The sequence below is a fragment of the Acidovorax sp. genome, from assembly GCF_034519795.1.
GTDB lineage: Bacteria > Pseudomonadota > Gammaproteobacteria > Burkholderiales > Burkholderiaceae_C > Acidovorax.
Genome location: NZ_JAXHOB010000012.1, coordinates 419661 through 444351 on the forward strand (window position 1 = coordinate 419661; position 24691 = coordinate 444351).

26 protein-coding genes are annotated in these 24691 nt (G+C 67.9%); 10 read left to right on the forward strand and 16 right to left on the reverse strand.

Annotated elements, in window-relative coordinates; all coding sequences use genetic code 11:
- Window positions 1-110 precede the first annotated feature (110 nt).
- Complete coding sequence (locus tag U5N23_RS15455; RefSeq protein ID WP_322593669.1) at window positions 111-560, forward strand: CBS domain-containing protein; 450 nt, start codon at window positions 111-113, stop codon at window positions 558-560.
- On the opposite strand, the gene U5N23_RS15460 is transcribed toward U5N23_RS15455, so the two are convergent.
- Window positions 557-1489, reverse strand: a complete 933-nt coding sequence (locus U5N23_RS15460) for a restriction endonuclease (protein WP_322593670.1) — start codon at window positions 1487-1489, stop codon at window positions 557-559. The two genes, U5N23_RS15455 and U5N23_RS15460, sit on opposite strands and share 4 nt — an antisense overlap.
- A 192-nt stretch (window positions 1490-1681) precedes the next feature.
- Here U5N23_RS15460 and U5N23_RS15465 point away from each other — a divergent pair, with 192 nt between their 5' ends.
- The 6 genes from U5N23_RS15465 to U5N23_RS15490 all read left to right on the forward strand — a co-directional run bounded on the left by U5N23_RS15465 (window position 1682) and on the right by U5N23_RS15490 (window position 8001).
- Window positions 1682-3313: a hypothetical protein gene (locus tag U5N23_RS15465; protein ID WP_322593671.1), complete on the forward strand. Its 1632-nt coding sequence runs from the start codon at window positions 1682-1684 to the stop codon at window positions 3311-3313.
- A gap of 202 nt (window positions 3314-3515) precedes the next feature.
- A complete protein-coding gene (locus U5N23_RS15470) occupies window positions 3516-5738 on the forward strand; it encodes a putative bifunctional diguanylate cyclase/phosphodiesterase (RefSeq protein WP_322593672.1) in 2223 nt (740 codons plus the stop codon).
- 148 nt (window positions 5739-5886) lie between these two features.
- Window positions 5887-6129: a hemin uptake protein HemP gene (hemP, locus tag U5N23_RS15475; RefSeq protein WP_322593673.1), complete on the forward strand. Its 243-nt coding sequence runs from the start codon at window positions 5887-5889 to the stop codon at window positions 6127-6129.
- A 554-nt stretch (window positions 6130-6683) separates the two neighbouring features.
- Window positions 6684-6866: a hypothetical protein gene (locus tag U5N23_RS15480; protein ID WP_322593674.1), complete on the forward strand. Its 183-nt coding sequence runs from the start codon at window positions 6684-6686 to the stop codon at window positions 6864-6866.
- A 270-nt stretch (window positions 6867-7136) separates the two neighbouring features.
- Window positions 7137-7508: a hypothetical protein gene (locus tag U5N23_RS15485; protein WP_322593675.1), complete on the forward strand. Its 372-nt coding sequence runs from the start codon at window positions 7137-7139 to the stop codon at window positions 7506-7508.
- 91 nt (window positions 7509-7599) lie between these two features.
- Window positions 7600-8001: a VOC family protein gene (locus tag U5N23_RS15490; protein WP_416208616.1), complete on the forward strand. Its 402-nt coding sequence runs from the start codon at window positions 7600-7602 to the stop codon at window positions 7999-8001.
- Here U5N23_RS15490 and U5N23_RS15495 read toward each other — a convergent pair.
- From U5N23_RS15495 to arsA, 4 genes are all read right to left on the reverse strand, one after another.
- Window positions 7998-9200, reverse strand: a complete 1203-nt coding sequence (locus U5N23_RS15495) for an MFS transporter (RefSeq protein WP_322593677.1) — start codon at window positions 9198-9200, stop codon at window positions 7998-8000. The genes U5N23_RS15490 and U5N23_RS15495 overlap by 4 nt on opposite strands.
- Before the next feature lie 38 nt (window positions 9201-9238).
- Window positions 9239-10711 (reverse strand): NAD(P)-binding domain-containing protein, encoded by a 1473-nt coding sequence (locus U5N23_RS15500; RefSeq protein ID WP_322593678.1) that lies wholly within the window; start codon window positions 10709-10711, stop codon window positions 9239-9241.
- A gap of 66 nt (window positions 10712-10777) precedes the next feature.
- Window positions 10778-11098 carry a metalloregulator ArsR/SmtB family transcription factor gene (locus tag U5N23_RS15505; protein ID WP_322593679.1) on the reverse strand — a complete coding sequence of 107 codons (321 nt, stop codon included), beginning with the start codon at window positions 11096-11098 and terminating at the stop codon, window positions 10778-10780.
- A 54-nt stretch (window positions 11099-11152) separates the two neighbouring features.
- A complete protein-coding gene (gene arsA, locus U5N23_RS15510; RefSeq protein ID WP_322593680.1) occupies window positions 11153-13159 on the reverse strand; it encodes an arsenical pump-driving ATPase in 2007 nt (668 codons plus the stop codon).
- Between the two features lie 514 nt (window positions 13160-13673).
- Between arsA and U5N23_RS15515 the strand changes: the two genes are divergently transcribed.
- On the forward strand, window positions 13674-15152 hold the full coding sequence (locus U5N23_RS15515; protein ID WP_322593681.1) for a SulP family inorganic anion transporter: 1479 nt from the start codon (window positions 13674-13676) through the stop codon (window positions 15150-15152).
- Window positions 15153-15162: 10 nt separating this feature from the next.
- Window positions 15163-16020 (forward strand): universal stress protein, encoded by an 858-nt coding sequence (locus U5N23_RS15520; protein WP_322593682.1) that lies wholly within the window; start codon window positions 15163-15165, stop codon window positions 16018-16020.
- Window positions 16021-16086: 66 nt separating this feature from the next.
- Here the strand turns inward: U5N23_RS15520 and U5N23_RS15525 are convergent, their stop codons facing one another.
- From U5N23_RS15525 to arsC, 8 genes are all read right to left on the reverse strand, one after another.
- Window positions 16087-16977, reverse strand: a complete 891-nt coding sequence (locus U5N23_RS15525; protein ID WP_322593683.1) for a sterol desaturase family protein — start codon at window positions 16975-16977, stop codon at window positions 16087-16089.
- A 17-nt stretch (window positions 16978-16994) separates the two neighbouring features.
- Window positions 16995-17555: an arsinothricin resistance N-acetyltransferase ArsN1 family B gene (locus U5N23_RS15530; protein ID WP_322593684.1), complete on the reverse strand. Its 561-nt coding sequence runs from the start codon at window positions 17553-17555 to the stop codon at window positions 16995-16997.
- Window positions 17556-17601: 46 nt separating this feature from the next.
- A complete protein-coding gene (locus U5N23_RS15535) occupies window positions 17602-18081 on the reverse strand; it encodes a MarR family winged helix-turn-helix transcriptional regulator (protein WP_322593685.1) in 480 nt (159 codons plus the stop codon).
- A 99-nt stretch (window positions 18082-18180) separates the two neighbouring features.
- Complete coding sequence (gene arsH / locus U5N23_RS15540; RefSeq protein ID WP_322593686.1) at window positions 18181-18894, reverse strand: arsenical resistance protein ArsH; 714 nt, start codon at window positions 18892-18894, stop codon at window positions 18181-18183.
- A 32-nt stretch (window positions 18895-18926) separates the two neighbouring features.
- A complete protein-coding gene (locus U5N23_RS15545; protein ID WP_322593687.1) occupies window positions 18927-19421 on the reverse strand; it encodes an arsenate reductase ArsC in 495 nt (164 codons plus the stop codon).
- Between the two features lie 43 nt (window positions 19422-19464).
- Window positions 19465-19968 carry an arsenate reductase ArsC gene (locus U5N23_RS15550; protein ID WP_322593688.1) on the reverse strand — a complete coding sequence of 168 codons (504 nt, stop codon included), beginning with the start codon at window positions 19966-19968 and terminating at the stop codon, window positions 19465-19467.
- 147 nt (window positions 19969-20115) lie between these two features.
- Complete coding sequence (locus U5N23_RS15555) at window positions 20116-20514, reverse strand: helix-turn-helix domain-containing protein (protein WP_322593689.1); 399 nt, start codon at window positions 20512-20514, stop codon at window positions 20116-20118.
- Between the two features lie 47 nt (window positions 20515-20561).
- A complete protein-coding gene (arsC, locus tag U5N23_RS15560) occupies window positions 20562-20993 on the reverse strand; it encodes an arsenate reductase (glutaredoxin) (protein ID WP_322593690.1) in 432 nt (143 codons plus the stop codon).
- A gap of 115 nt (window positions 20994-21108) precedes the next feature.
- Here arsC and U5N23_RS15565 point away from each other — a divergent pair, with 115 nt between their 5' ends.
- Window positions 21109-22395, forward strand: a complete 1287-nt coding sequence (locus U5N23_RS15565; protein WP_322593691.1) for an arsenic transporter — start codon at window positions 21109-21111, stop codon at window positions 22393-22395.
- A gap of 67 nt (window positions 22396-22462) precedes the next feature.
- On the opposite strand, the gene U5N23_RS15570 is transcribed toward U5N23_RS15565, so the two are convergent.
- From U5N23_RS15570 to U5N23_RS15580, 3 genes are all read right to left on the reverse strand, one after another.
- Complete coding sequence (locus U5N23_RS15570; RefSeq protein WP_322593692.1) at window positions 22463-22594, reverse strand: hypothetical protein; 132 nt, start codon at window positions 22592-22594, stop codon at window positions 22463-22465.
- Window positions 22595-22969: 375 nt separating this feature from the next.
- The gene (locus U5N23_RS15575; protein ID WP_322593885.1) at window positions 22970-23647 is read right to left on the reverse strand and encodes a hypothetical protein; all 678 of its coding nucleotides are present in this window, start codon (window positions 23645-23647) and stop codon (window positions 22970-22972) included.
- Between the two features lie 11 nt (window positions 23648-23658).
- Complete coding sequence (locus tag U5N23_RS15580) at window positions 23659-24675, reverse strand: MlaD family protein (RefSeq protein WP_322593693.1); 1017 nt, start codon at window positions 24673-24675, stop codon at window positions 23659-23661.
- Window positions 24676-24691: the final 16 nt, after the last annotated feature.

Consider the following 24691-nt stretch of genomic DNA (forward strand, 5'->3'; position numbering starts at 1 on the left):
GGGGTCAGGCAGCAGCCTTGTATGCAGCGCGTGCGAAAAGCTTGTGCTCCTACAGACGCCACCGCAGCGCCGGCATAGATTGGACCCTTTGCCCCTCAAGGAGAACCCGCATGACAACCGTATCCGACGTGATGACCCGTGGCGTGCGCAGCCTGGCGCCTACCGACAGCGTGGTGCTGGCGGCCCAGGCCATGGAAGAGCTCAACGTGGGGGCCATCCCCGTGTGCGAAGGTGATCGGCTGGTGGGCATGGTGACCGACCGCGACATCGTGCTGCGCTCGGTGGCGCAGGGCGGCAATGCCGGAACCACCCAGCTCAAGGACGTGATGAGCAGCGACGTGGAGTCGACCCGCGAGGGCGAATCGATCGATGCCGCGCTGCAGCAGATGTCGCGCGCACAGATTCGCCGCCTGCCGGTGCTGGACGGCGACCAGCGCCTGGTGGGCATTCTGTCGCTGGGCGACGTGGCGGTGAAGGAGCGCGGTGAGGCCCTGGACGTCGCCGCGTCCCTGTCCGATATCTCAGCACCAGCCCAGCCAGACCGCTCAGGTCAACCCTAATCCACCTGCCGCACCCCGCGGCATGCCGGGAAGGTGGAGCAGCCCCAGAATGCGCCCCCGGCATTGTTGCCCGTGCGCGCGATGCGGCGAACCATGCCGCAGCCGCACTTGGGGCAACCGGGCTGGGCACTGGCACTGGCAGGGGCGCCGGCCGGGGCGGCTGCGGCGGACTGGGCCGATGGCACGGGCGGGGGGGCCGGCGGTTCGTGGTGCACCCCGCCATGGGCGGCGATGACCGCCGCCACCGCTGAGCGGGACTGCTGCGCCTGTTGGAGCATGGCCAGCAGGCGCGGCCCGTCCACCAGTTGCAGGTTGCGCCCCTGGGTGAAGAGCCTGGCGTCGTTGGTGAAGCGCCCCGAGGTCACCACGAAGCCGCCCGTGGCGCCCCGCGCGGCCATCACGCCGTAGAGTTCGCGCACGGTTTCCACACCCACCTTGAAGGCCTTCCACTGCTTGCACTGCACGAAGAACTTCTCGCCGCCCCGGGTGAGCACCAGGTCCACGCCGCCATCGGGCCCGCCGCCGCCGGTCTCGGCCACCTGAAAGCCCTGCAGCCGGTAGGCCTCGCCCACCAGCATCTCGAACTCGGTCCAGGACATGCCGTCGATGGTGCTTGCAGCGGGCGCCTGGGCCACCGCGTCCACCAGGGCCCGGCGCTGCCGGCGCCGCCAGGCCGACAGCGCTGCACCGCCCAGGCAGACCACGGGCGCCACGTACTGGGCCATCGTCGCCAGGCCGCCGAGCAGCGCGCCCTGCACCATGGCCCCGATCTGGCCGGGCCGGGGCGGGGCCGGCTGGCTCAAAGACGCCGCCAGCTGGCTGAGCAGCAGGTAGCTGAGCACTGCCAGCCCCAGGCCTGCCCACCAGGGCAGCAGGGCGATGAGGTCCATGGTGTCTTCCAGGGGGCTGTTTTTGGTGCGCCGTGCCATGGTGGGTTTGCTCCCGGTTGCTGGGTGTTGTACGCATTATTCGAAACAGGGGGTGCTTGGCTAGTTTTGAATTGCACGGCACTGCGCTCACAGGCCAGGCCACTATTTCTCTTGACGCGCCGCGCGCGCACACAGACCATCGCGCACCTGCAGTCCGCCTGCGGCGGATGCACCACCGGGAGCGCGATCGACATGCCTGCTGCGACCTACAAGGCCCCCTACTTCCCCATCGTCTATGTGCGTGGCTACGCCATGACGCAGGGCGAGATCGACCAGACCACGGCCGACCCGTTCTGCGGGTTCAACGTGGGCTCGACGGTGCACCGGGCCGTGCCCGACAGGCGCAGCAAGCCGCGCAAGCACGTGTTCGAGTCGCCGCTGGTGCGGCTGGCGTCGGAGTACGGCTATGCCGATGCCTACGAGGACGGCTACGACATCGTGGACCCCGAGTGGGCCACCACGGCCGATGGCAAGCCCACGGGCCACGTGCTCACGGGACAGAGCATCATCATCTTTCGCTATTACGACAGCGCCTCGACCCTGCTGGGCGATGGCAAAACGCCGGACATCGAGGGCTTTGCGAAGGAGCTGAGCCGGTTGCTGGCGCGCGTGCGCGAGCTGGTCTGCGCCAACCCGGCGAATGCGGTAGCGCCTGCGGACTTTCGCTGCTATCTGGTGGCACATTCGATGGGCGGTCTGGTGTGCCGGGCCATGCTGCAGAACCCGGCGCTGGACCCTGAAGGCATGCGGCCCCAGGTGGACAAGTTCTTCACCTACGCCACGCCGCACAACGGCATCGACGTGGCGGGCATCAACGCGCCGGCCTGGCTCTCCGCCATGGACATCAGCAACTTCAACCGCAGCCAGCGCATGGTGCAGTACCTGGACCTGGCGCCCGCCTACGCCACGCACCAGCGCGTGGACCTGCTGCCCGAAGCGCGGTTTCCGTCACGCCGGGTGTTCTGCATGGTGGGCACCAACCGCCTGGACTACGAGGCCGCGGCCGGCCTGTCGCGCACCTTCGTGGGCAACGGCAGCGACGGCTTGGTGCGCATCGAGAACGCCACGCTGCACGGCCTGAACGCCGACGGCAGCGTGGGCGAGCCCTGTGCCAAGGCGTTCGCCTACCGGGCGCACTCGGGCTTCTTCGGCATCGTGAACAGCGAGGAGGCGTTCCAGAACCTGGCGCGCTTCCTGTTCGGCGACGTGCGCGTGGACCTGTGGGTGGACATCGAGGACATCCGCCTGCCCACGGCCGTGCAGGCCCAGGTGGACGCGGGCCAACAGGTCAACGCGCTCTACCAGATGGAGCTGCGCGCCTCGCCGCGCGGCAAGCTGTGGTACCTGACCCGGCGCACCGCCGAGGAGGACTCGGTGGCCTGCATGGCCCACGCCAATTGGCAGAGCGACCGCCACCACTACCTGTCCAGCGTGTTCCTGGCCAACAGCGCGCGCGTGAACCCGCGCCGCCGCTCGCTGGCCTATGGGCTGGAGTTCGGCGTGCGCGCGCCCGACTACGAGATCGAGAAGCGTCTGTGGATCAACGAGCACTACGAGGGCGGCTACCTGTTTCGCAACGCGCTGATCCTGGAGATGGAGCCCCCACCCAACGACGCCACGCCCTGGAAGGTGAAGTATTCCTGGCAGGGCACGGGCATGGTGCAGGCGCAGACTGTGCTCGACGTGCAGCCGCTGGGCGACGGCCGGGTGGAGGTGGCGATCCCGTTCGACAGCTACACCGTGGACGGGCGCGGCACGCAAAAGCCGGCGCACCCCGGCGTGCGTGGGCAGTTGCGCTTCGTGATATCGGCCTGGAACTCGTAGGCCCCCGCAGCCGCCCGTGGCAATAAACATGGCGGTGTTTTGAACGGCCCGTGGTAGAAGTTCAGGACGATCACTAACTTTCCCGGAACCGGTCGATTCTGTCAGCGCCGTCTTACAGCGCGGACCACGACAAGCGGTTATTTTGGGGATGTGGCACGCGTCTCCGGGGGCGGAGACTTGGCCACGCTACCTGGAGGCTCGCATGAAGTGCCCCCCTACCCTGCAGAGCGAGGAGGCGCGGCTGCAGGCTCTGGCAGACCATGGCCTCGAACGCGAACAGGCGCTGCCCAGCCTGGACCCGGTGGTACGCATTGCAGCGCGCATGTTCGGCATGCCCGTGTCGGCCGTGAACATGATCGGCAGCGACCATGTGTTCTTCGCGGCCAGCATTGGCGCAGGCGAACTGGACATGGGCCGCGACGTCTCCTTCTGCGCCCATGCCATTGCGCAAGGCGGCGTGATGGTGGTGCCCGACACGCTGCAGGATGAGCGCTTTCACGACAACCCCCTGGTCACCGGCCCGTCCAACGTGCGCTTTTACGCCGGTGTGCCCCTGCTCTCGCCCGAGGGCCATGCCATGGGCGCGCTGTGCGTGCTCGATGACCGCCCGCACGACGACTTCAGCGCGGAAGACCAGGAGCGCCTGCGCGAGCTGGCGCGCATGGCCTCCGACCGGCTGGAGCTGCACCGCATCGAGACCTCATCCGAGCGCACACGGCCCTCGTTCGACGAGTACGCGGGCAACTCCACCACGCCGGTGGTCTGGTTCGACGAGCAGCGGCGCGTCGTGGCCATCAACACCGCCGCCGCCGCACTGCACGGCTACCACCCGGCCGAATGCGTGGGCCAGCCGCTGGACCTGCTGCTGGCCGAGCAGGAGCATGCCACCCTGCGCGAGGGGATTGCGCGCGCGGTAGAAGCGGCTTCGATGCAGGACCTGCAAATCCCCACCGAAGTGTGCGGGCGGCGCAAGGACGGTACGCATTTCATGCTGGGGATTGCGCTGTTCATCTGGCGCCACAACGGGCGCCTGCGCTTCGAGGCGGTGCTCAGGGACCTGACGGCACAGAGGCGCGAAGAGGACGACCTGCGCCGCCAGGCCAACAGCGACCCGCTGACCGGCCTGGCCAACCGCGCCTGCTTCTACCGTCGCGTGCAGGAGGCTCTGCTCGGCCCCTTGCCGGATGCCGCTGCCGCCGTGCTGATGCTGGACCTCGATGGTTTCAAGGACCTGAACGACACGCTGGGCCATGCCGTGGGCGACGGCATCCTGCAGGAGGTGGCGCATCGGCTGGCCCGGCTGGCAGGCCACGCACTGTTCAAGGCGCACCAGAGCCGCGGCCCCATTGCAGCCCGGCTGGGGGGCGACGAGTTCGCCCTGCTGCTGCCCGGCGTGGCTGACCCCGATGCCGCCAACCAGTTGGCCCAGCGCGCCATCAGCGCCATCCACCAGCCCATCACAATCGCCGGGCACGAGGTGCGCGTGGGTGCCAGCTGCGGGGTCTCCGTGGCGCCCCTGCAGGCCCACGAGGCGCTGGAACTGGTCGGCAACGCCGACCTGGCGCTGTCGCAGGCCAAGGCCGAGGGGCGCGGGCGCAGCTTCGTCTTCGCTCCCGCCCTGCGCATGGCAGCGGTGGCGCGGCGCCTGTACGGCATGGAGCTCGACCGGGCGGTGGGCCAGGGTGAGTTCGTGCTGTTCTACCAGCCCCAGGTGCACCTGGAGGACGGCTCGCTCTCGGGCGCCGAGGCACTGATTCGCTGGCAGCACCCGCAGCGCGGCCTGCTGGCACCGGCCGCCTTTCTGCCCGCGCTGGAAGGCGGGCCCCTGGCTGCCAGCGTGGGCTCGTGGATCCTGGACGAGGCCTGCGCGCAGGCGGCCTACTGGCGGCGCAACGGCGCGCCCACCCTGCGCGTGGGCGTGAACCTGTTCGGCGTGCAGTTCCGCGTGGGCGACCTGGCCGCCGAGGTCATGGAAACCCTGGCGCGCCACGGCCTGCCGCCCGATGCGCTGGAGCTGGAGATCACCGAGAACATCGTGCTCGACCACGACGACGTGGTGCCCGGCATGCTGCGCCGCCTGCGGGACCAGGGCGTGGGCATCGCCTTCGACGACTTCGGCACCGGCTACGCATCGCTGAGCCTGCTCACCACCTACCCGCTCACGCGCATCAAGATCGACCGCGCCTTCGTGCAGGGCATGCTGCAGTCGCGGCGCGAGGCCTCGGTGGTGCGCGCCATCCTGGACATGGCGCGCAGCTTCGACCTCCAGGCCATCGCCGAAGGCGTGGAGACACAGGCGCAGTGCGAGCGCCTGCGCAGCGAGCACTGCGGCGAGGCCCAGGGGTATCTCTTCGCCCGGCCCATGTCGGTGCAGCAGTTCGGCGAAGCCTATGGGCTCGGCGCGCTGCGCAAAGCCACCGCCTGAGCGCTGCCGCAGGTGCTTCGCGCTCTGCAGATTTACCTATTGTTTCAAAAGCTAATGAGACACATTCTCATTTAATACCCTATACTTCACCCATACCGCAGAACAGCACCCGCTACCCAGTCCACCAACCAACCGATTCCTGCACACCATGTCGACACTTGCCATGCCTCGCCCCGTCCTTCGACTGCAGCGCCCCGTGGCGCCGCGCGCGTCGGCAGTTGCCGATGATGCGACGGCGCAGGCGCCGGCCGAGTCGACAGCTGCAGGTTTTCTGCGCAGCATCAACAGCGCCACCATGCTGGGCACGGCCAAGGTCGTGAACATCCTGCACAACGGCTCGGTCTACCAGCTCAAGACCACTAAGCTCGGAAAGCTGATTCTGACGAAATAGGTTTCATCGTGGGGAGACTCCCGGGACCTCAGTCTCGAAGGGTCTTTTTTTGCTAGCCACCCGTAACCCGGCAGCCATGCTTTTTTTCCCCGCGCACAACCCCTGTCATCACAGGCCCGACCACCAGCCATCCGCACCCAAGGTGCCACAGTCTGGCGCCACGCCCCCGCAGCATGTGGCGCCTTCTCTTTCCCCCTTCCCGCCGGCGTGACGCATCGCGTTACATGCCGGCGCCTGCACTGCCTTGACGGGCGGTTTTATGCCGTGCCCAGGCCCAGACAAGGGGCCGCTTGCAAGCATCTGCAACAGCTGCAGCCACCGCGTGTTTGCAGGCCTTGCAGGTGGGCAAGAACCCACCGCATTTCAGGAAGGCGCAGCCGCCTTTGGCACCCGCACGCAACCACCCGTAACAGCCGTCACAGACCTCATGAATCGCTGTTGTCTTACACACGGAACTGGGACACTTTGCTGAAATCAAACCACTGGCCATTGAGGCTGGTTGGGGTCATTGAGGCCCCTGCCCCGGATTGTTTTCACCCACCAGGAGTCGTGCCATGAAATTCCATCACCTGCCTCCCCGCATGCGTGCCGCTGCCGCGTTTGCGGCGACCGTCGTGCTGGCCTTCCTGGCGGCGGCAACCCTGCTGATGCCCGACATCATGGTGCAGTCGGTGGACTCCATGGTCCGCCTGCCCGGCGGTGTGGAGCAGATCCTCACGCAAGGATTCCCCGGGTAAGGATGCACGTGGTGCGTGAGCCCAGGGGCCCTGCGGGTGCCCTGGTATTCGCCGCGATTCGTGGATCCTCTGCCTGCGCATTCGCTGCAGGCTTTCCATCCACCTGGGTGTCCAGCAGCCTTTCGCGCGCCGGGCACGCGCAAATCACCCCCCAAACAAGGCGCCAACGCAACGCCGGTGCGGAGCCTGCTGGCAAAAAGAGGAGCACGAGAGTACCATCTGGCGCGCACACCGGAATTTCCGGCGCTGCACACCCGTAGGAGGAATACCGTGAACCCACGTTTCCTGACCCCTGGCCACCAAAGCCCGGCCGTTCTGGCCACCACCCTGGTGCTCTCCCTGTCGGCCCTGCTGGCAGGTTGCTCCAGCCCCCGCGAAGGCTCGCTCGACGAATTTGCCCGCTGGCACGACCAGGCCAGGGCGCAAGCCCAGGCCGGCGCGCTGATGTGGAGCGAGTTCTACAAGCAGAGCTTTGACCGGCTGACCGCCCTGCCCCCCTCGATGCAGCAGGACACGCGGCTGGAGAACACCGTGCTGCTGCTCTCCACCGCGCGCAAGTACGAGTCCAGCGAAATCACCGCCCTGCAGTTCAACACCGAACGCGAGCACATCGAGACCCAGCTCGAAGCGCGCCTGCGCTGAGCCTGGCGCGTCACCCCAGGCCCCGCGACGATGAAGCGCGGTGGCCCCTGGCATGCCAGGGCGGTGCCAGCCTTTTTCCCTCTGCCCACCCATGCATATCCATCTTCGAATCGCACGCCCCGTGAGCGATCTGGCCCGCTCGGTGGCCCAGTACACGCAAGGCCTCGCAATGGAGCAACTGGGCAGCTTCACCGACCACGACGGCTTTGACGGAACCATGCTCGGCACTCCCGGCGCCGGCTTTCACTGCGAGTTCACTGTCTGCAAAAGCCACCCGGTCGTACCGGCACCGACGCCTGAAGACCTGCTGGTTTTCTATGTTCCGGAGCCCGAAGCCTGGCGGGCACGCTGCGAGGCCATGCGCCGTGCAGGCTTCGTAGAGGTGCCGTCTTTCAACCCCTACTGGGGCCAGTCAGGCCGCACCTTCGAAGACCCCGATGGCTACCGCACTGTCATCCAGTGCGCCGCATGGGGCGGAAACAAGCCGGCTTAGGCTTCGCGTGCGCGGGGCCCGGCACCGGCTGGTGATGCCACCGCCAGCAGCGCGAGGAAGGCCGCGACACCCAGCCCGGCAGACACCCACAGCGCCCCCGCCCCCAGCCGGTCCAGGCACAGGCCGAACAGCCATGGCGCTGCCGCCTGCGCGATGCGCGCCGGCACCATCAGCAGCCCCTGCCGATGCCCGTAGCCCGCCGGGCCGAACAGCACCAGCGGCAGCGTGCCCTTGGCAATCGTCAGGATGCCGTTGCCCGCGCCATGGAACAGCGCGAACACCGCCGCCACCGGTGCCCCGGCCACGGCCAGCAACCCAGCGCCCAGCGGGTGCATGAGCGCCGCCAGGCGCGCGGACAGCAGCGGGTGCACGTGGCGCAGCAGGCCGAACTCCAGCAGGCGCCCCGCCACCTGCGCCGGCCCCACCAGGGCGCCCACGGCCACGGCGGTGGCCAGCGTGGCGCCGCCCTCCTGCAGCAGGCGCGGCAGGTGCGCCGCCATGGCGGTGCTGGTGAACCAGGTAGCGGCAAACACAAAGGCCAGCAGCACCGTGGCGCGCCGGGCATGGGCAGGCGCCGCATCGGCCGCAGGCGCTGCGGCGCCGGCTGCCGTGCCCACGGGGGCTGCCTCGGCCGCCGCCCTGCGCGGCGTCCACGCATTGAGCGGCAGCCCCAGCACCAGGTGCAGCGCAGCCCAGGCCCAGCAGGCACCGCGCCAGCCCCACTGCGACTCCATCCACATCGACAGCGGCCAGCCCACCGTGCTGGCGAAGCCGGCGATCAAGGTGATGCCGGTGATCGAGTTGCGCGCGTTCTTGCCGTGCAGGTGCACCAGTGCGGCAAACGCGGCCTCGTACAGCCCGCTGCCCATGCCGATGCCGAGCAGCACCCAGGCGGCAAACAGGCTCCACGGCCCTTGGGCCATGGCCAGAGCGGCCAGCCCGAGCGCAAACACGCCACTCGTGGCCATCAGCACCGGCCGGCCACCCCAGCGGTCAATGCTGCGGCCCGCATACGGCCCCAGGAGCGCAGAGACGACGAGTGCGCAGGAGAAGGCCGCGAACACCATGGCCACCGAGATGCCCATGTCCCGTGCCATGGGCACGGCCAGGATGGCCGGCAGGTAGTAGGTCGAGGCCCAGGCCAGGGTCTGGGCCGTGCCCAGGCGGGCGACGGTGGTTGCTGATTGAAGGCGTTGCAATGGGTTTCCTCTTTCTTATGCCACGGCCGAGATGGACATCAGCCGCAGCATGGCGCCCTGGCTGGCGCCACCTGCGGCAAGGGTGCGGCCTTGGCCGCTGCGGGCGCCACCGCCGAGCTACAGCCACACCCCGCGCTGCCTTGGGCCTTCTGCGCCTCATCCAGCGCGCAGCAGGCCGATGTGTCTTGCACGGCGGGGCCACCGCAGCAAGCCGAGGCAGCCGAAACCTGCCCCGTTGGCGGTTCGGCAAGGTCCACCGAGCACACGCCCGTCTGCGGCAGGTCGAGCTGTACCTGGTTCGCCGCCACCCAGTCGCCGGCAATGGCGGCCACCACCGAGCGCGCCTGCTCATAGCCCGTGGCCATCAGGAAGTTGGGCGCACGCCCGTAGCTCTTGGCGCCGATGGCATAGAAGCCGGGCTCCGGATGGGCCAGCTCCCGGTGGCCGTGGGGCCGCACGGTGCCACAGCTGTGCAGGTTGGGGTCGATCAGGTCGGCCAGGGCCTCGGTGCTTTCGATCCAGGGATCCAGGCGCGTGCGCAGTTCGCGCGCCAGCGACAGATCGGGGCGCGAGCCCGCGGCCACGATGATTTCGTCGATGCCCTCCACGGGGGCCACGGTCGGATCGATGGCGCGCACGGTCATGCGGCCCGCGACCCGCTCCACGGACTGCACGCCAAAGCCCAGGTGCAGGACGATGCGCTGCTGCCCGACGAGGTCGCGCAGCCGGGTGCCCAGGGCGCCGCGCGCCGGCAGCCCATCGGCACTGCCGCCGCCGAAGGTCTTGCGCAGGTCCTTGCCCCGCACCGCCCAGTGCACGCGGGTACCAGGTTCGTCGTCTGCCAATGCGGCCAGCGCCAGCAGGTTGCCGGCAGCGGAATGGCCCGCCCCCACCACCACTACCGAGCGGCCTGCATACCGCCCACGGGCAGCCCCGAGGATGTCCGGCATGCCATAGGCAATGTGCTGCCCGGCAGCGCGCTCGCCCAGGGCCGCAAAGCCATGGATGCCCATGGGATTGGGCTGGCCCCAGGTGCCCGACGCGTCGATCACGGCCTGGGCCTGGATCTCTTGCACCCCCTCGGCGGTCTGCACCACCAGCACGAAGTCCGCATGCTCCCGTCCAGCCGTCTTGACCTTGTCGAAGCCCGCGCGCGAAATGCCCAGCACCTGGTGGCCGAAATGGATGCGCGGCGCAAGCGCCCTGTGCGCCGCCAGCGGCCCCAGGTAGCGCTCCACCAGTTCGCCGGCTGTGGGCAGGCCATCGGGATCGGGCATGGCCCAGCCGGTGCTTTCCAGCAGCGCACGCGCCGCCGTGTCCACGTTGTAGCGCCAGGGCGAGAACAGGCGCACGTGGCCATACGACTGCAGATGCGCGGCAACGCCGGATCCGGCCTCAAAGACCTCCACCGCCAGACCGCGCCCGACCAGATGGGCAGCGGCCGCCAGCCCGATGGGGCCGGCACCGATCACGGCCACCGTGAATGCAGAGGAGGATGTGGAATCAGCCATGGGGATCTCCTTCGTATTTCGTAGATTAACGAATATTCATGACAAAAAGAAGAGGCCTCGGCCTCCTCACAGGGACTGGACCAGTTGCTTGAGCTCGGCGAGCCGCGCAGGGTTGATGCAGTAGCAGGTGCGCTGCTCCTCGGCGGAGCCCAGGATCAGGCCCGCCTCCTTGAGCACCTTCACGTGCTGCGAGGTGGTGGACGGCGCCAGGCCCACCACATCGGCCAGGCTGCCGAAGTAGCACTGGCCATAGCTCGACAGGTGGCGCAGCAGCTGGATGCGGGCCGGATGGGCCAGCGCCTTCAGCAGCATGGCCAGCTCGGCCGTGCGGTCATCATCGAGCAGGACCAGGACGTCCACTTCTTCTTCACCAGGGCAGCAGGACATGGCGGCTCTCTTCATTCGTAATTTTACGAATGATCGATCTTTGGATCAACCATGTCAAGGGTGCTGACCAGGCAAAGCCGAAATGACCAGTCTGGACAGTTCGGCAACGCCCACCGGCGCACGGGTCAGCCAGGGAATGGTGAAGGTGCGCTGGGCCAGGCCATCGGCCATGCGTGCCATCTGCCTGCGCTCGCCATCGAGGCGGGCCGCGAGCAGAGGGTCGCGCGTGCCCGCCGCCAGAACGCTCTTGTTGAGCACCCATGCATAGGGCTCGATGCCGGCACGCCGAAGGTCCTCCTGCAGCGCTGCGGCCTGCGACACGGGCGTGACCTCGGGCAGGGCCACCAGGATGATCCTGGTGTATGCCGCATCCTGCAGCCGCATCAAGGGCGTGACGAGCCGGCCCGCACCATGCCCTTCGAACTCGCGCACCATCTGGCGGTGGTAGGCGCCAGTGGCATCCATCAGCAGCAGGGAGTGCCCGGTGGGCGCCGTGTCCAGCACGACGAAGGCGCTGCGCGCCTCGCTGACGATGCGCGAGAAGGCGTGGAAGACAGCGACCTCTTCGGTGCACGGCGAGCGCAGGTCTTCCAGCAGCAGCGCCTGTTCCTGGGCGTCCAGACCGGGTGATTTGGCGGCCATGATCTTGTCCACGTAGCGCTGCGTTTCGACCTTGGGGTCGATCCGGTCGACGCGCAGGCCCGGCACCTGGCCATCGAGCGTGCCCTGCAGGTGGGCGGCCGGATCGGTGGTGCTCAGGTGCACGGTCTTGCCGCGCTGCACCAACCCCAGCGCCAGGGCGGCGGCGACGGTGGTCTTGCCCACGCCGCCCTTGCCCATCACCATGATCAGCCCGTGGCCGGCAGCGGCCAGTTCATCGGCCAGGGCGGACAGACCCGGCAGGGGGGCGGTGCGCTCGGTGGCCGGCGCCGGGCGGGGCGCGGCGTGGTGCACTTCCGTGGACAGCAGCGCCCGCAAGGCAGGAAGGCCGACCGTGTCGAAGCTGCGCAGCGGCACCTGGTCCTGGGGCAAGGCGCGCAGGGCGTCGGGCATTTCGGCCAGGGCCTGCTGCCCCAGGCTCTCGATGGCGACGGCCACCCCATCCATGCGCTCGCTGGCGTGGAACACGCCGTTGACCACGAGCCGCTGGTTGTTCAGCCCCAGCGCATGCAGTTCCTCGCAGGTTCGCGCCGCCTCGGCGATGGCGCCCTTGTCCGGCCGGGCCACCAGAACCACCGTGGTCCTGGCAGGGTCGCTCAGGGCGTCGAGGGCCGCCTTGAAGCGGGCCTCCTGCATCTTCAGGCCCGAGTGCGGGCCCAGGCAAGAAGCCCCGCGGTCATTGCCGTCCAGAAAGCCACTCCACGCCTTGGGCAGGCTCAGGAGCCGCAGGGTATGCCCCGTCGGCGCGGTGTCGAAGACGATGTGCTCGAATGCCCCGCCGTCGCCCGACAGCAGGGAGGCGAACTCGTCGAACGAAGCAATCTCGGTGGTGCAGGCGCCCGACAATTGCTCGCGCACCGTCGCGCGCTCGGCATCGCTGGCGCCAGTGCCCATCTGCACCAGCACGCGCTGGCGGTAGGACTCTGCCGCCGTGTCGGGGTCGATGTTCAGCACCGACAGCCCCGGCGCACCGGGCACCGGCGTGGGGATGTTGCGCAGCGCGATGCCGAGCATTTCGTCCAGGTTCGACGCGGCATCGGTGCTGACCAGCAACACCTTCTTGCCGCCATCGGCGAGCGCCAGCGCAGCGGCCGTGGACAGCGACGTCTTTCCAACCCCGCCCTTGCCGGTAAAGAACAGGTGGCGGGTGGGATGGCTCAGAAACCCCATGGGCTTCAGCCAGGCCTGCACCTGCTGGTGCGATGGAACCCCGCCGCTGTGCACCACCCGGCCGTCGATAATGACGGCGGGGGTGGCCATGACACCGGCGCGCCGGATTTCTGCCATGTCCTCGATCTGAAGGATCTCCACCTCGACCCCCGCATCCCGTGCGGCCCGTTCAATGGTGCCGACCGTGCTGTGGCATTTGCTGCAGCCCGGTCCGAAAACTGTGATTTGCATGTGCTGCCTTGGTGCGTGGGGGTGGCATGGTGGAGGATCTGCGGCCTGTATGACTGGGCATGGCGGCCTTTCTGGCACCCTGATTGGGCACCGTCCGCTGCACGAGGAGCTGACCTGGATCGAGTCCACGGCAAGCGGCAGGAAACCAGCATAGGCCTTGGGCGCCCGGCGTCTGTGCGCCGTCGCACCGAGGGGCCATTTTGCCGCGCGCACCGGTGCCTGCCTGTTGCACGACCCCTCGGCCGCGCCCGTCTACAATGGGGCCGTGCTGCAACCGCTCCAGAAATGCTCAGAAGCCACGGTGTTCGTTCCGAACCGTGAGCTGCCGCTTGGGTATTTCTGCTCCGTCACTCCGCCATAGCCTGGCGCGCTTCAAGTCCCTTCTCTAGCGGACTTTCTCTCTCTTTTTACGTGCTTCCTCGCTGCCTTCTGGCGGCTTGACGCTGCGCATTTCTCTCGTTGTTTCCGTAGTCTGCAGCGCATCGGCGGTCGTCGGTGGCGTTGCCTTTTTCCCATGAATCTTTCTTCCATCCGGCAAACCTGGTTTGCCAATGTCCGGGGCGATCTGCTTGCGGGCATCGTCGTTGCGCTGGCGCTCATTCCCGAGGCCATCGCGTTTTCCATCATCGCGGGGGTGGACCCCAAGGTGGGGCTGTACGCCTCGTTCAGCATCTGCGTGATCATTGCGTTTGCCGGCGGCCGGCCAGGCATGATCTCGGCGGCCACGGGCGCCATGGCGCTGGTCATGGTGACACTGGTCAAGGACCATGGCCTGCAGTACCTGCTGGCAGCCACGGTGCTTACGGGGGTGCTGCAGATCCTGGCGGGCGTGCTCAAGCTGGGGGTGCTGATGCGCTTCGTCTCGCGTTCCGTGATCACGGGCTTCGTGAATGCGCTGGCCATCCTGATCTTCATGGCGCAACTGCCCGAGCTGACCAACGTGAGCTGGGTGGTGTACGCCATGACGGCAGCGGGCCTGGCCATCATCTACGGCCTGCCCTACCTCACCAAGGCGGTTCCCTCACCCCTGGTGACCATCGTCGTCCTTACCGCTGTCTCCATCGCCATGGGGCTGGATATCCGCACCGTGGGCGACATGGGCGAGTTGCCCAGCAGCCTGCCGGTCTTTCTGTGGCCCGACGTGCCGCTGAACCTGGACACCCTCAAGATCATCTTGCCCTATTCGATGACCTTGGCTGTGGTGGGTTTGCTGGAGTCGATGATGACGGCCTCCATCGTGGACGACCTCACCGACACCCCCAGCAACAAGAACCGCGAGTGCATGGGCCAAGGCGTTGCCAACATTGCCACGGGCTTCATCGGCGGCATGGCGGGCTGCGCCATGATCGGCCAATCGGTCATCAACGTGAAATCGGGCGGACGCGGGCGCCTGTCGGCGCTGACGGCAGGGGTTCTGCTGCTGGTGATGGTGGTGTTCCTGGGCCGCTGGGTCAGCCAGATCCCGATGGCCGCCCTGGTGGCGGTGATGATCATGGTCAGCATCGGCACCTTTAGCTGGGATTCGGTGCGCAAGCTGCGCGAGCATCCGCCCAGCTCGTCCATCGTGATGATTGCCACGGTGGTGGTGACAGTCTCGACACACGACCTGGCCAAGGGAGTGTTTGTGGGGGTGCTGCTGTCGGGCATCTTCTTTGCGCACAAGGTGGGCCGGGTGCTGCGTGTGGACCGCAGCAGCGAGGACCAGGGCCGCACGCGGGTGTACGGGGTGGTGGGGCAGGTGTTCTTCGCATCTTCCGAAGCCTTCCTCTCGGCCTTCGACTTCAAGGAGGTCGTTCCCCGTGTCCGCATCGACGTGACGCGCGCACACTTCTGGGACATCACCGCCGTTGGCGCACTGGACAAGGTGGTGCTCAAGTTCCGGCGCGAGGGCACAGAGGTCGAAGTCATCGGCATGGACGAAGCCAGCAGCACGCTGGTGGACCGGTTCGCCGTCCACGACAAGCCCGGCGCTGTCGAACAACTCATGCACTGAGGAGATACCCATGAAGAAGGTTTACGCTTGCATCGATGGCCTCACGACGACGCCCGCAGTGATCGACTGGGCCGCCTGGTCGGCCCGGCGCCTGGAGATACCGCTGGAGCTGCTGCACGTGCTGGAGCGCGACCCCGACATGGCCGCCGTGAGGGATTTCAGCGGTGCCATCGGCTTGGGTGCCCAGGAGACGCTGCTCAACCAGTTGAGCGACCTGGATGCCCAGCGCGGCAGGCTCGCCCAGGAAGCCGGGCGCCAGATGCTGACGAGCGCACAGGAGCGCGCCCGCTCTGCAGGGGTGAAGCAGGTGGACGGGCGCATGCGCCACGGCGAGGTGGTGGACACGGTGCTGGAGATGGAGCCCGATGCGCGCCTGTTCGTGCTGGGCGATCACCAGCGCGCAGGCAAGACCGGAAAGCTGCACCTGGACCACCATGTGGAGCGCGTGGTGCGGGCGGCGAAATGCCCGGTACTCGTGGCCACGACCGGGCAGTTTGCAGAGCCCACGCACTTTGTCCTTGCCGATGACGGCAGCGCCACGGCCACCAGGATGGTGGAGACCGTAGCGCGCAGCCCCCTGCTGGCCGGCCTGCCCTGCACCATCGTCCGGTGCGGCCCGGACAACCCAGAGACGCGCCGTTCCCTCGTAGAGGCCCAGCAGATCCTGCAGGCTGCCGGCTTCACGGCCGGTGCGCAATCGCTGCAGGGCGAGGCGCACGAGGCGATACCAGACTGGCTTGCCACGCAAGGGGCGTCGCTGCTGGTGATGGGCGCCTATGGGCACTCCCGCATCCGCCACCTCGTGGTGGGCAGCACGACGACCACCTTGCTGCGCCTGAGCCCGTGCCCGGTGCTGGTGCTGCGATAGGAGGACATCGCGCCGGAGCAGGCGCGGCTGCGCCAGGTCGCCCTGTGATCCGGCGGGTAACCGCGTTCAGGCGCGGCAGCACCCCGGCAGGAACATCGACTTCAACTGGACCCAGTAGCCCGCACGCGCCGGATAGCGCGCGCTGGCCGCAAACAGGCCTACCCGCGCCGGGTCGTTGCCTGCGGGCGTGTAGCGAAAGGTGCCGAAGACCTGGTCCCACAGCACGAAGGCGCTGCCGAAGTTGGAGTCACCCTCGCTGCTTTCGGTGGAGTGGTGCCAGCGATGTACTTCATTGGTACTGAACACGTAGTTGGCCCAGCCGCTGCGCAGATCGAGGTTGGCGTGCTGCAGCATGAGCACTGGTTGCGAGATGGCGAGGTAGCACAGGATCGCCTCGGCCGAAAAGCCCAGCAGCAGGGCCGGCAGCATCGACAGGGCGAAGTTGATGGCGTGGTTGAGCGGGTGAAAGCGCAGGTTGTTGAGCGCGTACAGGCGCTCGCTGCCATGGTGCATGGCATGCAGCCACCACAGCGGCGCCAGCCTGTGGTGCAGCCGGTGCGCCCAGTATTTGCCGAACTCGATGAAGAGCGCTGCCAGAACGACCTGCAGTGCAAAGGGCAGGTTTTGCAACCACGCCGAGCTGCCTGTATTGCCGGGCCCGCTGTGCCCATAGACTGCGAGCAGCGCCAGCGTGCCCAGCAGCTTGAGCAGCGGCTCCACCACCGCGACCAGGGTGGCTGCGCTGGCCCAGTCGGTGGCGCGGTCTCCGTTCGGCTGGTTCCAGCGGGTCCGGTAGGGGTAATAGCGCTCCAGCACGCTGGCCAGCAGCAGCGTCAAAACCGAGGCGAGCAGCACCACGGGCTCCAGCGGGCCCCCGGCAGCGCGGACGGCGGCGAACGCACCCAGACCGGCCACAGCGACCAGAACCAGGAGATGGCGGGACAAGAAGACGGGCATGGTCGGTCCTTTCGTGGTCAGACCTGGAACGCGTCGGTGGGGTGCGCCAGGGCATCGAACTTCAGCGGGACGGCGGGCTGCGCCGGCGACTGCAGGCTGCACTGCCACCAGCCCACGTCGTGCCACTGCCCGTGCTTGAAGCCGACCTGGCGGTACACGCCCAGCGCCTCGAAGCCCACGGACTCGTGCAGCGCCACGCTGGCCTGGTTGGGCAGGGCAATGCCGGCGAATGCCTGGCAGTAGCCGAGCCCGACGAGGATGCGCTTGAGCTCGCCATACAGACGCTTGCCGGTGCCCTGCCCCCGCGCGTCCTCGCGGATGTAGGCCGTGGTATCCACAGACCACTGGTAGGCCGGGCGCTCGCGGTGCTTGCTGGCATACACGTAGCCGTTGACCCGGCCCTGCGCGTCCTCGCTGACCAGCCAGGGCAAGGTCTGCAGGGTCTGGGCGATGCGTTCGCGCATCTGCTCCACGGTGGGCACCTCCAGCTCGAACGAGATGCTGGTGTGCTGCACGATGGGCGCATAGATGGCGGTGATGGCGTCAGCGTCGGTGGGTGTGGCGGTGCGGATGGTCATGGGTCAGCGTCTGGTGGTACAGGGTGAAGAAAGAGCACGGCGCTGTTCAGCAGCACGGCCCCGCGTCCTTGGGCGGGCGCGGCAAGGTGCAGCAAGGCACGGCCTGGTCTTGCCGCAGCGCCTTCATGAGCAATTGCAGCGACTTCTCGACGGCGGCGCGGTCGCGCTCGCTCAGGCACCCGAGCAACTGCGCCGCGTGGGCGTCCAGGGTGGTGTTCAGTTCGCGGACCCTGCCCTCCCCCTCGGCGGTGAGCGTGACCAGCCAGCTGCGGGCATCCGCCGGGTTGGGCTCCTTGCTCACCAGGCCGCGCACGGCCATGGCCTCCACCGCGCGCGAGACCCAGCTCTTTTCCAGGCTGACCCGCGCGCCGAGCTCGGACAGTGGCAAGGGCCCTGAGCGCCCCAGCTCGGTCAGCAGGTGGCACTGCGTATTGGTGGTGTGGCTGCATTCGGCCACCACGCGCTGGGCGCGGGTATACATGCGGGCCACTTCGCGCAGCAGGGCTCCGGAATCGGCAGCGGTCATTTGGGTGTGTATAGCAACTAAATCACAACAGGTTAAGCACCGCACAGTTAGTTGTCAATAGCAACTTCATGGGCGAGCCGGACCCTTGCGGGACAGGGCTCAGATCGATGCCTGGTTGACGCGGCGCATCAGCGCCTCACCCGACTCCTTGCGCTCGCTGTAGCGGTCCACCAGGTACGGCGACACGTCGCGCGTGAGCAGGGTGAACTTCATGAGTTCTTCCATTACGTCCACGATGCGGTCGTAGTAGGCCGAGGGCTTCATGCGGTTGTCGTCGCCGAACTCCTGGAAGGCCTTGGCCACCGAGGACTGGTTGGGGATGGTGAGCATGCGCATCCAGCGGCCGAGCACGCGCATCTGGTTCACGGCGTTGAACGACTGCGAGCCGCCGCACACCTGCATCACCGCCAGGGTCTTGCCCTGCGTGGGGCGCACGGCCCCCTGGGCCAGCGGGATCCAGTCGATCTGGGTCTTGAGGATGCCGGTCATGGCGCCATGGCGCTCGGGCGAGCACCAGACCATGCCCTCGGACCAGGCGGCCAGCGCGCGCAATTCCACCACCTTGGGGTGCGTGTCCGGCGCGCCGTCGGCCAGCGGCAGGCTTTCGGGGTTGAAGATTTTCACCTCGGCGCCCAGCGCCGTGAGGATGCGTGCGCCCTCCTCGGTGGCCAGGCGGCTGAACGAGCGCTCGCGCAGGGAGCCGTAGAGCATGAGGATGCGCGCGGGATGGGTGGACGCCAGCGGTGCGGACAAACGCGCGGCGTCGGGCACCTGCAGCAGTTGGGCGTCGATGTGGGGCAGGTCAGAAAGCATGGGGCAGGCCGTGGTGCGGTAATGGTGGATGCTCAGCTGTGTGCGATCCGGTTCAGCTGGGTCTGCAGGTCGGCGTCGCTCAGGTCGGCCAGGGGCAGCTCCAGCAATTGCAGCATGCGGTAGCCGATGGCCTGGCGGGTGATCTCGAAGGCCTGGCGTTTGGCCTCGTCGCCGCCCTGGGCATTGGAGGGGTCGGGGTAGCCCCAGTGCATCTGGATGGGCGTGCCCGGCCAGTACGGGCAGACCTCGCTGGCCGCGCTGTCGCAGACGGTGATGACGATGCGCATCACCGGCGCCTCGGCGGCGGTGAACTCGTCCCAGCTCTTGCTGCGAAAGGCGTCCGTCCTGACGCCCGCGCTGGCCAGCGCTTCAAGCGCCAATGGGTTGATGCGGCCACTCGGTGCGCTGCCGGCGCTGTGGGCCTGCACGTCCAGGCCGCGGACCTTGGCCAGGTGGTTGAGCATGCCTTCGGCCAGCACGCTGCGCGCGGAGTTGTGCGTGCAGAGGATGAGGATGTGGGTGGTCATGGTCGTGGAAGGGAATGGAAAAGGGAGCTGTGCCTTGTGGGGGTCAAGCCTGCCCGATCTCCTGGACGTGGCGCTTGATGGCCAGGGCGTCGAGCTTCTCCAGGGGCAGCGCCAGCAGCAGCTCGATGCGCCGCTTGAGGATCAGCGCCGTGTCACGAAAGGCCTTGTCCACCTCTTCGGTCGTGCCCTCGGCCGACGAAGGGTCTGGCACGCCCCAGTGCGCGCTCATGGGCTGGCCCGGCCAGATGGGGCAGACCTCGCCCGCGGCGTTGTCGCACACGGTGAACACGAAGTCCAGCTCAGGGGCGCCTGGCTTGGCGAACTCTTCCCAGTTCTTGCTGCGGGCATCGGTTGCCGGCACATGCAGGCGCTCGAGCGTGGCCAGGGCCAGGGGATTGACGGTGCCCGAGGGGAAGCTGCCGGCCGAGTAGCCCTTGAAGCGGGTGCCGCCAAAGTGGTTCAGCAGGGCCTCGGCCAGGATGGAGCGGGCGGAGTTGTGGGTGCAGATGAACAGCACGTTGTAGGTCTTCTCGGTCTTCTCGGTCATGGGAATCTCCTGAATGGGCGTGGATGGCGCTATGGACGCATTGGACGCGGTTGAAGGACTGGGGGGGGGAGGTGATAGATTTCAACAATTCATTAAATATTGAATTGATGACCGCACAGCGACAGGCGTTGGTTGCCCCATGGCCTGCTACGCTGGCGCGGCTGCTCTGGCGCGCTTGCGGGCGGCTGCGGGGGCGGCCCCATCCGCTGGGGCCGTGCAACTGGTCTTGCCCTTGCCAGGCAGCTCCACGCACAGTTCGGGGTTGCCCGCGCAGCACTCTTCGGTCAGGTAGCCGATCAGATCGACCATCAGCGCCAGGTTGGCCCGGTAGCGCTGGTAGCGGCCCTCCTGCTCCACGGTGAGCAGCGAGGCGTGCGTCATGCCCTTGAGGTGAAAGGACAGGTTGGTGGGCGGCACGTCCAGCGCCGCCGAGATCTCGCCGGCCACCATGCCGCCGGGCCCCTGCTTGACGAGCAGGCGGAACACGTCGAGCCGCACCGGGGAGGACAGCGATTCGAAGACGGCGGTGGCGGCGGTTTTTTGCACGGACTGACTATACAAGAGCGGTTGGATGGCGGCGAAGGCCCAGGCAATCAAGCGACCCGGCGGCCCTGCGCGTCGATGACCAGCTCGCCATCTTCCTTGGCGAACGGGCCGGGCAGCGCGGGCAGCAGGTCCAGCACCGCCTCGGAGGGGCGGCACAGGCGGGTGCCTGCGGGCGTGGCGACGATGGGCCGGTTGATGAGGATCGGGTGGGCGAGCATGGCGTCGAGCAGGTGGTCATCGGACAGCGTGGCGTCGTGCAGGCCCAGCTCGTCGAAAGGCGTGCCCTTTTGCCGCAGCAGCGCGCGCACGGGGATGCCCATGGCGGCGATCAGCTCGGTGAGCTTTTCGCGGCTGGGCGGCGTCTTGAGGTATTCGACGACGGTGGGCTCGATGCCGGCGTGGCGGATCATCGCGAGCACGTTGCGCGACGTTCCACAGGCCGGGTTGTGGAAGATGGTGTGGTCGGTGGAAGCTTGCATGGCATCAATAATACAACTATTATTGAAATGTTCAAGCGCTTCGTTGCATTGCCCCCCTGTCGCGGGCGGCTGCGGGCCGCATTCATCCAAACCACCACCAAGAAAGAGGGAACAGATGCTTCTGGCTCTGTCGATATTCGTCGCCACCATCGCGCTGGTCATCTGGCAGCCGCGCGGGCTGGGCATCGGCTGGAGCGCCAGCGCGGGCGCCGCCGTGGCCCTGCTCACCGGCGTCGTGCAGGTGTCCGACATCGCCGTGGTCTGGCAGATCGTGTGGAACGCCACGGCCGCCTTCATCGCCATCATCATCGTCAGCCTGCTGCTGGACGAGGCGGGCTTCTTCGAGTGGGCGGCCCTGCATGTGGCGCGCTGGGGGCGCGGCAGCGGCCGCATGCTGTTTGCGCTCATCGTGCTCTTGGGCGCGGCTGTCGCGGCGGTGTTCGCCAATGACGGCGCGGCACTGATCCTGACTCCCATCGTGATCGCCATGCTCGCGGCCCTGGGCTTTGGCCCCGGCGCCACCCTGGCCTTCGTCATGGCGGCGGGCTTCATTGCCGACGCAGCCAGCCTGCCGCTGGTGGTGTCCAACCTGGTGAACATCGTCTCGGCCGACTTCTTTGGCATCGGGTTCAACGAGTACGCCTCGGTCATGGTGCCGGTGAACATTGCCTCGGTGGCGGCCTCGCTGGCCATCTTGCTGCTGTACTTTCGCCGGGAGATTCCGGCAACCTACAACCAGGACCAGCTCAAGCTGCCGGCCGCTGCCATCCGCGACCCGGCCACCTTCAGGACGGGGTGGGTGGTCCTGGTGCTGCTGCTGGTCGGCTTTTTCGGGCTGGAGCCGCTGGGCGTGCCGGTCAGCGCCACCGCAGCCGCAGGCGCCGTGCTGCTGCTGGCTGTGGCGGGCCGGGGCCACGTGATCAGCACAAAGAAGGTGCTGCGCGAGGCGCCCTGGCAGATCGTCGTCTTCTCGCTGGGCATGTACCTGGTGGTGTATGGTCTGCGCAACCAGGGCCTGACCGCGTACATCAGCCAGTTGCTCGACGCCTTCGCCGCCTACGGCATCTGGGGCGCGGCGCTGGGCACCGGCCTGCTGACCGCCGTGCTGTCGTCGCTCATGAACAACATGCCCACGGTGCTGGTGGGCGCGCTGTCCATCGACGCATCGAGCGCCACCGGCGTGGTGAAGGACGCGATGGTTTACGCCAACGTGATCGGCAGCGACCTGGGGCCCAAGATCACGCCGATCGGCTCGCTGGCCACGCTGCTGTGGCTGCATGTGCTGGAGCGCAAGGGCATCCTCATCGGCTGGGGCTACTATTTTCGCGTGGGGGCGGTGATCACGGTGCCCGTGCTGCTGGTCACCCTGGCGGCGCTGGCGCTGCGGCTGTCGCTCAGGTAGGCCCCCCAAAGAGGCGGGCCGGCACCCAGGGGTACCGGCCCGCCGTCATTCAGCCAGGTTCAGCCGCTCAATCGCAGCAGCCCAGCATTTGCAGGCAGCACTCGGCCAGTTCCGTGCAGCAGCCGGACTGGGCCATGGCCATGCCGGCCATCGACAGCAAGACAGCGGCCACGCTGAATTTGAAAAGTTGCTTCTTCATTGGAAAACTCCTGAGGGGATTGGATAGAAAAAAGGGAAAACAGGGAACCATCCAAGCTCAATCAGGTGGCCTCCACACCGAGGCATTCCAGGACACCCACTGCGACCGGGCGCCCAGGGGCCAAGCCGAATCCACGGACATGGCGCTCAAAGGGGCATGCGGGGCCGCCATCAACGGCGTGCCACAGGGCTGGCAGCCAGGCATGGCGCAGGCACTGCCGTCATCGCAATCGGCCATGCAGCAATGGCCGTACGAGGCAATGCTGGCCGACACCGTCTGGGTCAGGAAAGCACTGCCCAGCAGCAACAAGCAGATGGCAAGAATTCTTCGCACGCTGCGAATGTACCGCAGCGCCCCGGTTTCATGCGGCGCGCATCATTTGCCCATGCTGGCGCCCGCCTGCTCCACCACCGCCACGCGCCGGCGCAGGCGCTCTGCCGCGTCCTTGTCCCCCACCGCCTCGGCACGCTGCACCTGCAGCAGCAACCAGGCCATGAGCGGGCGGCGCCAGCCCTGGGCCGATGCGGTGTCGGTGGCCGTGGCGATGGCCGCCGGGTCGGCACGGCCGGCCTGCAGCAGAGCGCCGGCGGCGACCAGGCGCGAGAGCGGGTCTTCGATGGCGGCCAGTGCAGCGCCGCTGGCCCCTGGCGCTGCCACGGCACGCTGGGCGGCGGGCAGCCGCGCTACATCCTGCGCGGCCAGGGGGCGGCCGGCCAGGTAGTCGGCATAGGCGCGCTCGGGCGGGGCGGCGTCCTGGCGCAGGGCCTCGAAAGCGGTGCAGGGCTCCACCGCCAGACTGGCCACCTGGGCGGCGCAGCGCAGCAGCTCCAGCCGGGCCAGCAGGTCCGGGCGGCCGGTGCGGGCCACCTCGGCGCGGGCACGCTCCCATTCGAGCTTGTCGACGCGGGCATTGCCCGAGAGGTAGGCATCGAGCGCCTTCTGGGCAGAGCCGTGGGCGTTCATCTCCCATTCGGGTTCGGGCGGCTTGTTCGCGCAGCCGGCAAGGAATGCACAGACCAGGGTAGCGGCGAGAAGGCTTCGCGCAAAGGGCATCGTCTTGTGGTTCATGGCAGCTTGATCTCCCGGTCGCGGGCGAACGGCCATTTGCGGTTGATTTCGGTGACCAGGCTGTCGATCTTGCGCAGGTTGCTTTCCACCTCGGCGCGCAGGGCGCCCAGGTCGTTCGTGGCCTCGCGGGCATTGGCGCCCACGGCCTGGGCTTCGACCAGCACGGCGTCGACCTTCTTGAGGCTGGTGCGCGTGTCGGCCAGCAGGTCGTTGACCTGGCCCACGGCGGCGCGCAGCTCGGGCACCAGCGCATCCTTGCTGTTGCCGTCGCCGCCGAAGACCTGGCGGTCGGCGCGCGTGGCCAGGGTATCCAGGCGCGCCAGCAGGGTGTTGGTGCGGTCCAGCGTGGTCACGAGCTTCTTCGCGTCGCTCTCGCTGCCCATGAGGGCGCCCAGCACACCGCCCGGGCCATTCAGGCGCTCAGTCAGTTGCTGCACGTTGGAGAGGGTGCTGCCCAGGGCGGCGTCCTGCGCGGTCAGGTTGTTCAGGTTACCCAGCAGCTCGCGCGCCGAGGCCATGAGCTGCGGGATCTCGGCCGTGGCATCGCCGCGCAGCACGGGGCGCACGGCGCCATTCTCCAGTGGCGGATCGGTGAGGATGCCGCTGTAGGCGCGGATGTTGGTGCCGCCCACGATGCCGCGCACCAGGGTGAACACGCTGGAGCTGCGCAGCCAGTGCGCGTCCTTGCTCGGCACCTCGATGGTGATGCGGGCATTGCCCTCGTTGGCCAGCTCGATGCGGCGCACCCGCCCGATGGGAAAGCCCGAGAACGTCATGTCCATGCCCACCACCACGCCCTCGGAATCATCGGCCGTGAGCACCAGGGTCTGCGTGGGCTCGAACACGCCGCGCGCATACATCAGGAACAGGCCCGAGCCAACGATGAGCGCCAGCGTGAACATCAGCAGCGCCGCGGCCTTGATCTCCAGGTAGGCCACGGGGCGCAGCGTCTCCGGTGCGGAACCCTCGGTCGTCGGCGGCGGCGGTGCAGGCGGTGGTGTGCGGTCGGTCATGGGGAGTGTTGTTGTT